This window comes from Gluconobacter albidus (assembly GCF_002723915.1).
In the GTDB taxonomy this organism is placed as follows: Bacteria; Pseudomonadota; Alphaproteobacteria; order Acetobacterales; family Acetobacteraceae; genus Gluconobacter; species Gluconobacter albidus.
Genome location: NZ_BEWL01000016.1, coordinates 1 through 15,066 on the forward strand (window position 1 = coordinate 1; position 15,066 = coordinate 15,066).

The following is a 15,066-nucleotide window of genomic DNA, read 5'->3' on the forward strand; positions in this document are numbered from 1 at the left end:
TTGCAATTACCGTGTTGATGACCGCCACGTGCTTAGGCGGCATCATTTTCGTGAACCGCAATGGTCTGCGCTGGCGGATGTGCCTTGGGAATACGGCCCGCACAAGACGCTCTACAACCGTTGCAAACGTTGGGGCGCCATGGGCATTTTCATGCGGATGATGGATGGCCTGCCTGCCGGAAAGGCAGAGCCTCAGACCATTATGATTGATGCGACTGATCTCAAAGCACATCGCACGGCTTCAAGCCTGCGGCTAAAAAAGGGGATCCGGGCCGCCTGATCGGTCGCACCAAAGGCGGTATGAATACCAAGCTGCATGCGATTATCGATCAGAACGGACGACCGCTGAGTTTTTTTCATAACGGCGGGACAGGTCAGTGATTACACTGGTGCCGCTGCTCTGCTGGACAGCCTTCCTATGGCACAGTGGGTGCTGGCGGACCAGGGGGTATGATGCTGACTGGTTCCGGGATGCCCTGGAGGAAAAAGGGGATCAGGCCCTGCATTCCGGGACGGAGATCCCGCGGAAAACCACTCAAATACGACAAGCGAAAATACAAAAGACGCAACCGCATCGAAATCATGTTCGGAAGTCTCAAGGACTGGCGGCGGGTCGCAACCCGCTATGACAGATACCCGACCGCCTTCTTCTCCGCCATCTGCCTCGCCGCAACCGTCATCTTCTGGCTATGTGTCCTGAGCCTAGGAAATTTTATTCAAAACTGCTTCGTAAAGATCTCCAACTGACTTCAATCCTTCAATTTCTCGCGTTTTTAGACGAATATTGAAATTTTCTTCGATAGCCACAATGATGTTGATCATCGCAACAGAATCCCATCCCGGAATATCTCGAGCTGTTGTTTCATCCTTTAGCAGCAGATCAGGATCATCGAAAACATCCTGAAATATTTTTGTAATCTGCACAGCAACTTCGGTACGATTCATTTTCAAGACTCCGAGCTTAAAGTAATAGAGGTTTGTTTAACGCTCCGCTCCACCAAGGAAAGGATATATATTTTTCCTCTTATCCCATTATCTTCCAACAAGGTAAACCCAAGTCGAGAATACATGTCTGCAACCATATTATTCTTGGACGTAGGCAGATATATTCCTCTAAGCGCTACAGCTCCTCTTGCGAGAGCCTGAGCGGCAATAACACTGAGGGTTGCTTCCTCTACGCCGCGGCCTAGAACCCTGCAACTCATGAGCCATGTATCAATCTCTACAATTCCTTCGTCAGCGTCCCGTCCTATGACTACTGCAATCAGACCATTATCTCCGAAACGGTCTGTCAAACGGAACCACAGACCGAAAGCTGTATCATCAACCATCAGCGTCGTCAGATCGTCTTGGCTGTAACGGCGTGTTGTTAGATTGAATTGATTACTTTTGTTAATAAGCTGTGTGATTCTGGAAAGATTAGTTGAGTCGAACGGACCATAAACTAGGGTCATATTTAACCCACTCAAATAACTATTGAAATCTGTAGAACTTTCTTGCAGGAATTGCCGCTGTAGGTTGGCCTGATATTGATCGCTTCGATTGAGATCTTCAGAACTCAATTCAATAAGATCAAAATACCCAGCCGCCGCTACCGCATCTGGAACAAGTGTAGGATCTTCTGGTATTTCTGGAACATTGACCATAGGCAAAGCCTCGCGCACTCGAGCTCGCTCAAATGGATTGTCATCCACAAACACTATGGAATCGAGACCAATACTAAGACGGGAAGCAATTTCGCGAATATTTTCTGCCTTATCGTTCCAGTTGGCTACAAAACATCCAATATCTTTTTCTTTTAGGATCATTTCTGGATGTTTTTGAAAAGGTAAACGTGCATTCAGCTCATCATTTTTGGAGCAGACTGCCAAAACGACACCTCTACGGCTTAGACGCAATGCATAATCCTGCAAAGCGACAAATGCTTCGCCCAAAGGGCTTCCCTGCCCAAGCTCGATACCATCCAGACCATCATCACCAATAACCCCTCCCCAAAGAGTATTATCCAGATCAAGCACAAGGCATTTTGATGAACGGCCCGCCAGCGCGGCCAAGCTGCGACCCACAAGTTCGCCAAAAACAGGAGCTGCGCTCGGGGCAATTTCCTGCTTGGCACGCCACCACAGTGATGGATCATACCAAGCTTCAAGCCCGTATCGCGTTGCCTCAGCAGCAAGATCGACCAAGATTGCACCATGCCTGCGACAACTGTCGGGCAGAAGTGAATTAATCCGCGTTATGAAATTGGCTGATGAAGATGGAAGAAGCGATTCTGCACTTCCCATAAGACGTGGAAAAACAGGAAGAAAGGAAGTCTGAAGAACAGGACATCCGTAACGGCTTTTAGCGTCGCGCCAGCATTCTGGAAGCAGGCTATCAACGACTTCCTGACATGCCATATCGGCCGTTGCTTGGTCGGCGTTACTTGGCAAAAAGCCTGCTATATGTCGCGCATCCAGAAGCAGGAGAATGAGTGTGGGTGCAAATTCTTTGAGAGCTTTGTCATCCTGCCCGAGCTCCTGACGGTAACTTCCATACTCTCCTGTATGCACAGTGAGCCAAATGCCATGCCTTAGAGCCGCAACTCGAAGTGACGGAATAAGATGAGATATTGTGGAAGAGCCCAGAAGTGCAAGGCGGACAGGTTTGACAGCAAGGTGGGTAGGAGGTTCCGGGAACTGTCGCGTTAAAACCCGATCCAGTTTCATCGTGCGTATGAAATTCAAATTATAACGCGCAAGCTCCAGCAGAGTATCCCAGTCAGGGGCGGCGTCTTTTGCCTGCGAGAGACGTTGATCCCATAGATGACCCGTCGTTATGAGACTTGGATCTGGAAGCCAAGCTAGCTGGGGTGCTGACATGTCAATGTGTTCCCACTTCCTGAATTACGAGATCAAGGGCGGCTCCACAGAGATCCCTCCATTCTTCTAATGACCCTGAATATGCTTCTGCATAAGGAGCAAAGTGTGAAATATAGCCTCTTAGTAATCCATCTCCCAAGTCCTCCACGGTATTGAGATCAGCCTCACCAGATGCTTGAGTGACTATCAGAATGGGACAGTTTCCATGTCGCCTGACGGCTCGATAAAGAGAACGAGCTTCCTCATCTGTAATAATGTCATTGGATTTCCGAATAAGGATTTTTGTTCCTTCTTCAAGATCCTCCAGAGTTTTCCGGGCAAGATATCGTAGTTTTTTTTGCTCGCTTGCAAGTACAGCTTCACTAGATGAATCATGAGCATAGCGATGAGTATGAAACGTTACTCCGTAACGATTACTTGTGGAAATCCACTCACCGTATGCTTCATAAATCTCGGTATCACTCACTGTCCCAAAAGCACTCAAATCTTCATCAAATGCTTGTATAAGATTTTGAATATTTCGTATTCCTCCAAATCTGAACAGATCAAGGGGTTCCAAACCAACTTCGCGCTGAATTAATCCAAATTCGCAATTGTCACCTAAACTCGTAAATCGTGAAAATAATCTCTGATCATTGATCAGTCTATTTTCAGGATCGCGCTGTGAAGCCAGAGGATATGCATCTAGCAGGATACTCTTCAGGCATTCTCTCTGTTCCGAGAGGGAAGAAACGCCTTCTGCAAACGGATTCATGAAACTGATCTGTTTTTCACCCTCGGGCGCAACAGCAATAACCTCAGTATCAAGAGCATACATGGTCTGCGAAGATTCTGGTTTTTCGCCTTGATTTTCTATTTCGGATGAAAGCGAGCGCAGACCAGGAAGACCAAACAATTCAATATCAGATGCTGTAAAAGCCGCCAGACTGGTTTTGCTCAGTTCGGAAATCTGGAAGGGGTTATTCCAGCTACCCTCGCCTTGAAGGGGTTTTTGGATCTGCTCTGGCGACAAATAAACAACTGAACCAAAACTCAAAACTCCAAATATCCATCGACTATCCCAATCTTGATGTAAAGGACGGATATCGGAAATAAGAAGTAAAATATCGCTACCCAGAACTGTTCTCAGGTAGAAAGAAGCAAGAGTCTCGAATTGAATATTTGTTTTTCCATGGGCAGAAACATAGTCCCATCCATATTCATGAGCTACCCGATACAATCTCGGATCGTCAGAGTATCCAATGACAACACCTGGCTTAGCTATTCCTGTAACTCTTTCCAGCTCTTGGAGATGTTTGCGCAGCGTTGTGCGATCCCGTGCTCGGACGCTCATGTGAATTCGCAGGTCCGAAAAATTTTTGTATTTTGGAAGCGCCCATTTTTGTCGGCCTGGACCATTAAATCGAACAATATCAAAAGTATTATCCGTATAATTCACTATAAAAAATGATTCGGAAATATCTTCAAAAAAAATATTTTCCCGAAAAGATATAAATTGCATAAAACGACAGTTAAGTGCTCTATCCCCAAGCACGTCAGCAACATCTTGGCTGTGAAGTCCGTAAGAATCTATCTTATAATCCAAATTACGAATATGAAAAAAAATTTCTGTTATTTTTTTTTCATAATTCACAAACCATCCATCAATTTTAATTTTCGAAAAATCATGGTTGGAAAAATTAAAACTATCTATTCTATAATCTAATTCAGACATTATTTTTGCCTATATTGCATTCTATTCTTTATAGTACGACAGCTTTTTATGGTCTTTCAAGAGCGTTTTCCCTGTTATTCAGGGTAAGTCATTTTCTCGATGTATACAATCGAAGGATCTCCCCCCTTTTTTAGGTTTTAATGAATTTTTTCTACGAGCGTGGTAATCAAATCCAAGGCTTTTCCTGTTTGCCTCGGTGCTGATGTTCGAAGCTCTGATGATCAACACATTGAATAAATTGTCCGAACGAAAAGACAGAGGGTTGGAAAAACAAGCCGATTAGGCCGCTATCTCTTTCTTTGGCTGCAAATCCTGACTCGTCAGTTAAACGATTTTGGATACGGCAGCCAATCATAGCGCCCACTACCTGATCAGATATCAAAGCCGGTTCAATCACGCCAGGTTCAACTCGTCTCTTTGGGCGTATGCTTGATCCTGATGTTGTAGCCCCTGAGCATTCCGTACCAGTAGAGCTTCGGAAACACTTCGGTCTTGAGAAACCAGGCGAAACGGCTGGGTTTTCGCTGGTCGTAGGGGAAGCTCGGCGCGACCTTGCCGCCGTAAAGGAACTCGGCCAGCACGACCTTGCCGTAGGACACCGTCAGCGGGCAGGCGCCATAGCCGTCATAGCTGCCTGTCTGCGGTCGGCCATCGAGTGAGGCCAGAAGGTTTTCCACAACGACCGGAGCCTGTTCGCGGGCAGCCGCGGCGGTCTTGGCGTTGCTGGTGCCCAGGACGTCTCCGGCACCGAAAATATTGTCATAGGTCTTGTGACGCAGACTGGCCGGATCGACGTCCAGCCACCCGGCTTCATTGGCCAGCGGGCTTGCCTTGATGAAATCCGGCGCACTCTGTGGCGGCACGACATGCAGCATGTCGAACGCACGCACGATGGTCTCGTCCGTCCCGACAATCTGGAACGTTGCTTCCCGCTTTTCGCCGTCCACCTTGATCAGGTTCTCCTGCTTGTGAAGGTTTACGCCGTAATAGTCGATCTGGCGCTGAAGCGACGGGACATAATAGGACACGCCGAACAGCGCATTGCCCGCCATCGAGAAATCGACCTCCGTGCGGTGCAGGGAGCCTTCGCGGCGCCAGTGATCGCAGGCCAGATAAACGATTTTCTGCGGTGCGCCCGCGCATTTGATGGGCATGGGCGGCTGCGTGAACAGGGCCTTGCCGCCATCGAGATGGCGGATACATTCCCATGTATAGGCCGCCGTCTCGCGCGAATAGTTCGACGCCACACCATTGCGGCCCAGCGTTTCGGGCAGACCTTCGATCTTGTCCCAGTCCAGCTGAAGACCGGGGCAGACAATCAGGCGGCGGTATTCGACAACGCGGCCGCCTTTCAGTGTCACGGTATTGGCTTCGGGCTGGAAGCTCTCAACGCTGTCCCGCAGCCATTCGACATTGCGCGGGATCAGCCCGCCTTCCTGCCGGAGTGTTTCGGGGAGCGTCATCACGCCGGCACCCACCAGCGTCCAGCCAGGCTGATAGGCATGGGTCGTGGACGGTTCGATAATGGCGATCGAGAGATTGGCGCGTTCGCGTCTGAGCTGGGCTGCGATGGTGATGCCAGCGGCACCACCGCCGACGATGACGACTGAAAAGCGGTCGGACCGGGTCGGGTCGAGCATCGGGTCTGCCATGTTCGGTTCCTCCAACGTCATTGTGCGACGGCAAAAAGTCTAGACCAGAAGGGCAAGTCTTTCCGTCAGCAGGGAATAGAAGGCATCTGCCTCAACGTCATTGACCCATAACGCGTTCGGAACGCGATTGGTTACGTTCCACAGATCCACCACACTCTGGCCCACGCACAGCGGCGCGTCGACCTCGATCTCCACATTGCAGCGCAGTCCCGAGAAAAGCTCCGGCCACAGCAGGAAGCCGATGGTGAGCGGATCGTGCAACGCACCGCCCTCCCAGCCATATTTGAACTTCTCGAACCTGTCTTCCGCCCCCAGCATCCGGACGACCATGTCCGTCACGGGCGAGCCAACCGCCGCAATCGGCTTCAGGCGGGCCGGTGTGGCGATGGCGCGATGCGTCACATCCAGCGGCAGGAGCGTGATGGGGATGCCGGAACGCATGACGATGCGGGCGGCATGAGGGTCCACGAAGAAATTGAATTCGGCGGTCGGCGTGATGTTGCCGCCCTCGCGCTGTGCACCGCCCATGGCCACGATCCCTGCGATCCGGGGGGCGATGTCCGGTGCATGGGTCAGGGCCAGAGCCAGATTCGTCATGGGGCCGAGGCAGACCAGCGTAATCGTGCCCTCGGGCTCACGCCGCAGCAGGTCCACGAGATGCGTTGCAGCATCAATTGCCTGTGGACGCAGCGTCGGTTCCGGAAGATCGGCTCCCGCCATGCCCGTTTCGCCGTGCACATGCTCGGCGCTGATGGGCGCGCGATGCAGCGGACGGGCCGCGCCCGCGAACACCGGAATATCGGTCCGACCCGTCAGTTCGAGCAGGACGCAGGCGTTTTTCGTCGTCAGAGCGACGGGAACATTGCCGGCGACGGTCGTGATGGCCTCGACCGCCAGTTCCGGCGAGGCCAGCGCCAGCAGGATGGCCACGGCATCGTCCTGACCCGGATCGGTGTCGATAACGATGCGGCGGGGTGCGGTCCCGGTGGAGCTGGCCTGTGTCATCATGCGTCTTCTTCAGAATCCTTGATCCAGACCTCGACCGGCCCCGTGACCTTGATCGTCATCGGGCGGCCACGGCGGTCCATGGACTTGCCAACGGCCAGACGCACCCAGCCTTCGCTGATGCAGTATTCCTCGACGGTGGTGCGCTCTTCGCCCTTGAAGCGGACACCGATGCCGCGCGACAGCAGCTCTTCGTTGTAATACGGGCTGTCGGGGCTGGCGGAGAGACGATCGGGAATGGTGTCGGTCATGGCTATCCTCGTTGTATCAGATCCGATCAGGTCGGACCCGCGCGTCAGAGGTCTTCTCTGTAGCGCCGGATGGACGGCTCTCCAAGCCCGGCCCCGGAGGCAATGCCGGATATGGCCGCTCCCACAGGACGCGGAGCACTGCTATGAGAGACGCTTCTTGTCGGAGACAGACCGCCCATGCCGTACCGCTCTTTTCGCCGTAAACCGCTGACCGCCCTGACATCGCTCGTCATGCTTCTGACGGCCGGAGCCGCCCTGTCCGGCTGCGCCTCGGATGACGACGGCGACAACTGGTCCATCAGCGCGCCCGTCTCGGCCGGGCAGGCGATCCGGCTGGATTCCGTGCCGTCCCATGAGCCTGCTTCCGTCTATCGTCTGACCTATCGCAGTACGGATGCGCGCAACCCGCATCAGCTCGTGCGCGTCTCGGCACAGGTTCTGGTCCCACGTGGTCCGGCTCCGGCGGGGGGCTGGCCTGTTCTGGCCTGGGCGCATGGAGAGAGCGGCCTGCACCTGACCTGCGCGCCGTCCGTGATGGGAATCGGTACCGTTCAGGCGCGTTTCTATGACGGATGGCTGCGTCAGGGCTTTGCGATCGTCGCGACCGACTATCCCGGCATGGGCGAGCCCGGCGCACCGCTTCTGCTGAACGCGCGTTCGGAAGGCATGAGCGTGCTGGATTCCGTGCGCGCGGCCCGCGAACGCCTCCCGGACCTGTCAGACAATGTGGTGCTGAATGGTCATGCACAAGGTGGGCAGGCGGCTCTGGCGGCTGCGGCCATGGCTTCGACCTATGCCCCGCATCTGCATATTCTGGGCACGATTGCTGCTGCCCCGCCCTATCTGGACGAACAGACGGCGCAGGAGCTTCTGCATCCCGCCAATCCGCGCAGCTTCTCCCCGGCCGTGCCTGAACTTTTGACACTCGGGCAGTCGCTGGTCGAGGCTGATCCGTCCACCGACATCAACGAGGCTTTCACGCCCCGTGGGCAGCGCCTTTTGCGTGATGCAGGCTCCATGTGCGCTTCGGATTTCTTCCCGATCGCCAAACGCTCCGGCCTGACACCCGCGACCCTGCTCGAACCCGAAGCGGGGCGTGTGCTGGCGCCCGTGTTCGACTGGGCGAAATATCCGGGCTTCTCCCTGCCCTCACCTGTTCTGATCGAATCAGGCGCACAGGATCTGCACACATCCACCGGCCAGCAGAAACGCCTCGTCGCGCGTCTCTGTGCCGCTGGAACACCCGTGACACACCGGATTCATGATGCCAGCCACAACGGCACACTTGCCGCCATGGTCACGGAAGCCCACAGCTTCGCCGGACAGCTTCTTGCGGGCACAAGCCCCCGTTCGGACTGTAATTCCCCGAAGTAACCTCACGGAGAAGAGATGTTTTCGCCCCTTCGGGGGTCGCATCGCGGAAACACTCTGTTAGACTCCGCCCCATGAATATCCTGATTACAGGGGCCGCATCCGGGATCGGACGCGGTCTTGCCCTGAAACTGGCCCGTCCGGGCGTTTCCCTGCATCTGTGCGATCACGCTGAAGACGGCCTGATGGAAACGGCCCGGCGCTGCGACGGACAAGGGGCCAGAGCGGTCCCGGCCGTGCTGGACACGCGTGACCGTCAGGGCATGGCAGAGTGGATCGCCGCCGCGTCGGAAGACCGGCTCGACATGGCGTTTCTCTGTGCAGGCATCACGGGCGGCCTGCCTCAGACCGCCAGCGACGGTCTGCTTCTGGAGCGTGAAGAGCGCGTCCGCGACATGCTCGACATCAACCTGACTGGAACGCTCAACACGTTCTTTCCGGTCGTCGAGGCCATGCGTGGGCAGGAGCGGAATAGCGAAGACCTGCGCGGGCGGATCTGCGTGATGGCGTCCGTCGCGGGGTTCGTGTGCTACCCCGGCACGCCATCCTATTCCGCTTCCAAGGCCGCTCTCGACCGCTTCATCGTGGCCAATGCAGCCCGGCTGGGCGGTTTCGGCATCAGCCTGACCAGCGTGTGCTGCGGATTTGTCGATACGTCCATGGTGAAGGGAAACCGCTTTGCCATGCCCGGTCTGGTGTCCACGGAAGAAGCCGTGCGCCGGATCCTGCGCGGAACGCTGCGCCAGACGCGCCGGGTGACCTTTCCGGCATGGCTGGTCATGGGATCCCGCCTGATGGATCTTCTCCCGCCCCGCCTGGCAGAACGCTATTACGTCACCCAGCCCTCCGCCCAACCGGCAGGCATGCCGGACTTCTGACGGCCCGCACACTGAAGAACTGACATTTTGTGTCCTATCAGTAATGACCTGAAACGCGGTTTTGTGGATAAACTGACCGCATGAATTTCTGCCGCCTATTCATAGACCGCCCGGTCGCGACGACACTGATGTCCATTGCCATCTTCATGGCGGGACTGATCTGCTATCCGCTCCTGCCCGTCGCCACGATGCCGGACATGACCACCACATCCATCATGGTCGTGGCGACCCAGCCGGGCGCTGACCCGCAGCAGATGGCAACCTCCGTCACAACGCCTCTGGAGCGCAGGCTCGGGTCGATCGCGGATCTGGAAAGCATCGAATCCGACACCAGTGCCGGACAGGCCCAGATTTTTCTGGAGTTCTCATCGTCGCGGAACATCGACGGCGCCCTGCGTGACACGCAGGCGGCCCTGCGCGCCGCGCGCGCCGACCTACCGACGGGGACCATGGATGCCGATCCGCAGGCCTTCAAAATGGATGGCGGCGGCTTCCCGGTCTATCTGATGAGCCTGACCGGGGACCAGAAAACACAGGCCGAGCTCTACGATATCGCCAATATCCGCATCAAGCCGCTGCTCGCCGAGGTCAAGGGCGTGGGGCGTGTGGAAGTCGTGGGATCGACGAATCCCGCCGTGCGTGTCGAGCTCAATCCCAACCCGCTCTATAAATGGGGCATCGGGCTTGAGGACATCCGTACGGCTCTCGCCTCGGCCAATGCCTTCACACCCAAGGGTTTCATCGACAGCCACGGCCAGCGGATGATGCTGTCCACCAACGATCAGGCCATCAACGCGGCCCAGTACCGGGACCTGATCGTCGGCTACCGCAACGACTTCTATCCCGTCCGTCTGAGCGACATCGCCACCGTCACCGACAGCGTTCAGGACGTCTACCAGACCAGCTACATCAACGGACATCGCGCCGTCACGCTGGTCGTAACCGCACAGCCGCATGCCAATACCGTGGCTATTGTGGACGGCATTAACGCCAACCTGACGCATCTGCGCGATGCCCTGCCGGCGGACGTCAATCTGGTCGTGGGCCTCGACACGTCCCGGTCCATCCGCGCGTCTCTGGCGGATGCGCGGCTGACGCTGATCCTGTCTGTCGTGCTGGTCGTGCTCGTGATCCTGCTGTTCTTCCGCAGGATGATCACGACACTGATTCCTGCCGTGACGGTCCCCATCGCGCTCTCCGGCACACTGGCGGCGATGGCAGCATTCAACTTCACGCTCGATGTCCTGTCGCTCATGTCCCTGACCATTGCGGTCGGTTTCGTGGTCGATGACGCCATCGTCGTGCTTGAGAACATCGCGCGGCACATGGAGGAAGGAAAGGACCGTTACACGGCCAGTCTGATCGGCTCTTCGGAGATCGGCTTTACGGTCCTGTCCATCAGCGCCTCTCTGGTCGCGGTTTTCATCCCGCTGCTGTTCCTGCCGGGCGGAGCGGGTTCGATCATGTTCGAGTTCTGCATGACGATGATTTCCGCCATCGTCATCTCCATGTGGCTGTCCCTGACGCTGACGCCGATGATGTGCGCAAGGATGCTGGAAATCGACCATGGCGATCAGCCCCGCAAAGGCGTGGTCGGTTCCATCGCTTTCGTGACGGAAGCCTCGCTGGACTGGACGCTGAAGCAGTATGGCCGCTCCATGCACTGGTGCCTGCGCCATCCCGTCCTGATGGGCCTGACCCTGCCGCTGAGCTTCGTGGTGCTGATCGGCTCCGTCATGCTGATGCCCAAGGAATTCATCCCGTCCCAAGACATGTCGCTGCTGGCAGGACGCATCAAGGGCGACCCCACGATGTCCTTTCAGGAAATCGACCGGCGCCTGAGAGAAATCGGCGCCATCGCCCAGACGGACCCCGATGTCACGTCCACCACCATTTTCAGCGACGACAAAAACAGCGGCGAACTTTACATCCATCTAAAGGAAAAAGACGAGCGCGCTTCCGCGGAAACCATTCTGGACCGCATCCGCAAACGCCTGCCCACCGAGCCCGGAGCGGACGTGTCGTTCTGGAGCGTTGGCGGAAGCAGTCAGGGCGGCAGCAGTTCCAAGAATACCGGCAGCTACCGCTACGTCCTGCGCGGAGACAACGTCTCGGATCTGTTCGGCTACGTTCCGATCCTGCTGAACGCCCTGCGCGCCTCGGGCAAGCTGGTCAACATCTCCTCCACGACCGAGGGGCAGTCCGCAGCCGCCTACATCACCGTCCAGCGCGATACGGAAGCACGCTATGGCGTTACCCCGCAGTTGATCCAGAACGTCCTGTACGATTCCTACGGCCAGGCCATCGTTTCCACGATCCACCTGCCCACGACCGAACACCGCGTGGTCATGGTGCTGGCGCCGAAATACCGGATGGACCCCGAGACGCTCCGTCAGGTCTGGATTTCCACCTCCGCAGGCACGGCAGCCGGTGGCGTGGCCTCCAACCTGATCCGCGCCCGCAGCGACGCCAGCACCTCTGCCAGCAGTTTCACGTCTCTCGCGACAGCCTCCATCCAGAACTCGCTGGCCAACCAGCTTTCCGGCAATACCTCCAGCGGTGCCGCCGTCTCCTCCGCGATCGAGACCATGATCCCGCTGATGAACGTCGCGTCCATCCTGTGGAAACCGCAGCCCCTGGATATCACCCATCGCGGCAACTACTATTCCGCCAACATCTCGTTCGATCTGGCGACGGGCGTGAGCTACAACGATGCGGTCGCGCTCATCAAACAGACCATGCAGAGCACGCACGCTCCCGATGGCGTGCTGGGCGACTTCACCGGAACGGCCGGCGACACGCGCAAGCTCATGATCAATGGCGCACTGGCGTTTCTCGCCGCCATTGCCGTGATGTATATCGTGCTGGGCATTCTTTATGAGAGCCTGATCCATCCCATCACGATCCTTTCCACCCTGCCCTCCGCCGGGATCGGCGCGGTTCTGGGGCTGTGGATCGCGGGAGAGTCTTTCAGCATCATCGCCATGATCGGCATCATCCTGCTGACGGGCATCGTCAAGAAAAACGCCATTCTCGTCATCGACTTCGCCATCCATGCCGAGCGTGTCGAGAAGCTTTCCCCGAAGGATGCCATCTTCAAGGCCTCCATCACCCGTTTCCGCCCCATCCTGATGACATCCCTCGCCGCCGCACTCGGCGCGGTCCCGCTCATCATCAGCAATGGCTACGGCGCGGAAATGCGCCGTCCACTGGGTGTCTCCATCCTCGGCGGCATGGTTGTGAGCCAGCTTCTGACGCTTTACACCACGCCGATCGTCTATCTGTGGATGGACGCCATCGGTGCGAGAACGAAGCGTCTGTACCACTGGCTGCTCGGCCTGCTGCGCCGCCACAACACCTCCGCCCCTTCTGCCAGACGGACCTGAAAACCATGATCCTTCCCCGTCGCATCGCCCTGCTGGCCGCGCTGTTCCCCCTGACGGCTCTGGCCGCCCCCGTGCAGCTCTACACCCATCTTGCCATCTCCCCGGACGGAACACGGCTGCTCTCGCTCGAACACCCTGCCGGACAGCCGGGTCAGGACGTGCCGTCACAGCCGGTCCTGTATGTCGTTCCGTCCGGAGCCCGCAGTTCCCTGCCCCTGTGTCATGGCTGCGTGGCCAGCTCCTTTGCATGGCGGCAGGACGGGCAGGCGATGGCCTATGTGCTGAAAAATCCGTCGGCAAAAACCCTGTCGGTCTGGCAGGCGGACCGCGACGGCCATCATGCCGTACAGATTCTGAGCTTCACGGGCACGCTTCAGTCCCTGTCCTATGGACCGCAGGGGCAGATTGGCGTTCTGGCGATCGAGAACGCCCATCGTCAACCCGGCGCGCTGGAAGCCGGGGCGCCCCCATCCGGTGAAATCAATACGCAGGTGGACGAACAGCGGATTGGCGTGATCGAAAACGGACGCCTGAACTGGCAGTCCCCGGCGGATCTGTATGTTTACGAATATGACTGGCGACCGGATGGGCAGGGTTTCGTCGCCACGGCCGCTCCCGGTAACGGGGACGATCACTGGTGGATTGCAAAACTCCATGCCTTCGCAAACGGCACGGACAGCGTCCTCTACACCCCGCCCCAGCAACAGCAGCTCAATCTACCCCGCGTTTCCCCGGACGGAAAACAGGTCTCCTTCATCGGCGGCCTGATGAGCGATTATGGAGCAATCGGCGGAGACGCCTTTACTCTGGACCTGACGAAGCCCGGCGCCCGCCCCGTCAACCTGACACCGGGCCTCAAAGCCACCGTGACCGATCTGTCCTGGGCGTGCGGTCCGGGTCTGATCGCCGCAGGCATCAAAGGCGACCGGAGTGCGATCTGGTCCCTGCAGGGCAGCGTGCGATCGCTCTGGGAAGATCCCACCATGATTTCGGATGGCCGGTCCGAACCCAGCCTGTCCTGTGCGGGACAGCATACCGCCATCGTCCGGCAGAGCTTTGAAAAGGCGCCTGAAATCGCAACAGGCCCCATTGCGCTCTGGAAGCCCGTCAACCGCGACAATGCCGCACAGCTGCCCCATCTCAAAGCCCGCAGTCTGACATGGAAAAGCGATGGCTATTCCGTTCAGGGCTGGCTGCTGGAGCCTCTCAAACGCAAGCCTGGCATGGAGCAGAACGGGAAGGTTCCGATGATCGTCTCTGTGCATGGCGGACCGTCCAGCGCGTCCGGTCCTCGCTATCTGCACGACCACGGATACATGGCGATGGCGCTTGTGGATGCGGGCTATAACGTCTTCATGCCCAATCCGCGCGGCAGCTTCGGACAGGGCGAAACCTTCACTTCGGCAAACCGCAGGGACTTCGGACATGGCGATCTGCGCGATGTGCTGCGCGGGATTGATGCGGTCGAGAAGATCGCTCCTGTCGACGACCATCGTCTGGGCCTGACCGGATTTTCCTATGGTGGCTACATGACGATGTGGACTGTCACCCAGACGGATCGCTTCCGGGCAGCCGTCGCCGGAGCAGGAATTTCAAACTGGCTTTCCTATTATGGAGAAAACAACATCGACAGCTGGATGCTGCCTTTCTTCGGAAAATCCGTCTACGACGACCCCGACATCTACGCCCATTCCTCTCCCATTCTCTATATCCGGCAGGCCCATACCCCGACTTTCATTTTCGTCGGCTCTGCGGATGAAGAATGCCCGATGCCCCAGAGCCAGGAGTTCTTCCATGCGCTCCAGACCCTGCATGTGCCCAGTTCGCTCGTCATCTATCCGGGACAGGGCCACGGTATGCGCAACCCGCAGGCCTGGGAGGATGCCGTACAGCGGACCATCCACTGGTTCGACACCTATCTGACGAAATGAAAAACCGACCTGACGGG

The 15,066-nt window shown here is 56.9% G+C and carries 11 protein-coding genes and 1 pseudogene; 5 read left to right on the forward strand and 7 right to left on the reverse strand.

What is annotated here, in order from left to right; all coding sequences use genetic code 11:
* A pseudogene (locus GAL01_RS16090) lies at positions 1-747 on the forward strand (IS5 family transposase); the annotation flags it as partial.
* On the opposite strand, the gene GAL01_RS13960 reads toward GAL01_RS16090, so the two are convergent.
* The 7 genes from GAL01_RS13960 to GAL01_RS13985 all read right to left on the reverse strand — a co-directional run bounded on the left by GAL01_RS13960 (position 703) and on the right by GAL01_RS13985 (position 7,483).
* Positions 703-945 carry an acyl carrier protein gene (locus GAL01_RS13960; protein ID WP_062027911.1) on the reverse strand — a complete coding sequence of 81 codons (243 nt, stop codon included), beginning with the start codon at positions 943-945 and terminating at the stop codon, positions 703-705. The pseudogene GAL01_RS16090 and the gene GAL01_RS13960 overlap by 45 nt on opposite strands.
* A gap of 2 nt (positions 946-947) precedes the next feature.
* On the reverse strand, positions 948-2,861 hold the full coding sequence (locus GAL01_RS13965) for an HAD-IIIC family phosphatase (protein ID WP_082790627.1): 1,914 nt from the start codon (positions 2,859-2,861) through the stop codon (positions 948-950).
* 1 nt (position 2,862) lies between these two features.
* Positions 2,863-4,575, reverse strand: coding sequence for a hypothetical protein (locus GAL01_RS15540; RefSeq protein ID WP_145995649.1), 1,713 nt, complete (start codon positions 4,573-4,575; stop codon positions 2,863-2,865).
* A 166-nt stretch (positions 4,576-4,741) separates the two neighbouring features.
* On the reverse strand, positions 4,742-4,972 hold the full coding sequence (locus tag GAL01_RS15545) for a hypothetical protein (protein WP_145995650.1): 231 nt from the start codon (positions 4,970-4,972) through the stop codon (positions 4,742-4,744).
* Positions 4,973-4,979: 7 nt separating this feature from the next.
* On the reverse strand, positions 4,980-6,215 hold the full coding sequence (locus tag GAL01_RS13975) for an NAD(P)/FAD-dependent oxidoreductase (RefSeq protein ID WP_062027946.1): 1,236 nt from the start codon (positions 6,213-6,215) through the stop codon (positions 4,980-4,982).
* A 51-nt stretch (positions 6,216-6,266) separates the two neighbouring features.
* The gene (locus GAL01_RS13980; protein WP_062027923.1) at positions 6,267-7,235 is read right to left on the reverse strand and encodes a nucleoside hydrolase; all 969 of its coding nucleotides are present in this window, start codon (positions 7,233-7,235) and stop codon (positions 6,267-6,269) included.
* Positions 7,232-7,483, reverse strand: coding sequence for a DUF3297 family protein (locus GAL01_RS13985; RefSeq protein ID WP_062027925.1), 252 nt, complete (start codon positions 7,481-7,483; stop codon positions 7,232-7,234). Before GAL01_RS13985 ends, GAL01_RS13980 begins: the two co-directional genes overlap by 4 nt.
* Before the next feature lie 177 nt (positions 7,484-7,660).
* Between GAL01_RS13985 and GAL01_RS13990 the strand changes: the two genes are divergently transcribed.
* The 4 genes from GAL01_RS13990 (at position 7,661) to GAL01_RS14005 (ending at position 15,049) form a co-directional block, all read left to right on the forward strand.
* On the forward strand, positions 7,661-8,857 hold the full coding sequence (locus GAL01_RS13990; RefSeq protein ID WP_062027927.1) for a lipase family protein: 1,197 nt from the start codon (positions 7,661-7,663) through the stop codon (positions 8,855-8,857).
* A gap of 71 nt (positions 8,858-8,928) precedes the next feature.
* Positions 8,929-9,732 (forward strand): SDR family NAD(P)-dependent oxidoreductase, encoded by an 804-nt coding sequence (locus GAL01_RS13995; RefSeq protein WP_062027929.1) that lies wholly within the window; start codon positions 8,929-8,931, stop codon positions 9,730-9,732.
* Positions 9,733-9,812: 80 nt separating this feature from the next.
* Entirely contained in the window at positions 9,813-13,118 is a 3,306-nt protein-coding gene (locus GAL01_RS14000; protein ID WP_062027931.1) for an efflux RND transporter permease subunit, read from the forward strand.
* A gap of 5 nt (positions 13,119-13,123) precedes the next feature.
* Positions 13,124-15,049, forward strand: a complete 1,926-nt coding sequence (locus GAL01_RS14005; protein WP_062027933.1) for an alpha/beta hydrolase family protein — start codon at positions 13,124-13,126, stop codon at positions 15,047-15,049.
* Positions 15,050-15,066 lie beyond the last annotated feature (17 nt).

Coding starts and splice junctions, on each gene's coding strand:
- GAL01_RS13960 (WP_062027911.1), bottom strand. CDS start 945: ATGAATCGTACCGAAGTTGCTGTGCAGATTACAAAAATATTTCAGGAT.
- GAL01_RS13965 (WP_082790627.1), bottom strand. CDS start 2,861: ATGTCAGCACCCCAGCTAGCTTGGCTTCCAGATCCAAGTCTCATAACG.
- GAL01_RS15540 (WP_145995649.1), bottom strand. CDS start 4,575: ATGTCTGAATTAGATTATAGAATAGATAGTTTTAATTTTTCCAACCAT.
- GAL01_RS13975 (WP_062027946.1), bottom strand. CDS start 6,215: ATGCTCGACCCGACCCGGTCCGACCGCTTTTCAGTCGTCATCGTCGGC.
- GAL01_RS13980 (WP_062027923.1), bottom strand. CDS start 7,235: ATGATGACACAGGCCAGCTCCACCGGGACCGCACCCCGCCGCATCGTT.
- GAL01_RS13985 (WP_062027925.1), bottom strand. CDS start 7,483: ATGACCGACACCATTCCCGATCGTCTCTCCGCCAGCCCCGACAGCCCG.
- GAL01_RS13990 (WP_062027927.1), top strand. CDS start 7,661: ATGCCGTACCGCTCTTTTCGCCGTAAACCGCTGACCGCCCTGACATCG.
- GAL01_RS13995 (WP_062027929.1), top strand. CDS start 8,929: ATGAATATCCTGATTACAGGGGCCGCATCCGGGATCGGACGCGGTCTT.
- GAL01_RS14000 (WP_062027931.1), top strand. CDS start 9,813: ATGAATTTCTGCCGCCTATTCATAGACCGCCCGGTCGCGACGACACTG.
- GAL01_RS14005 (WP_062027933.1), top strand. CDS start 13,124: ATGATCCTTCCCCGTCGCATCGCCCTGCTGGCCGCGCTGTTCCCCCTG.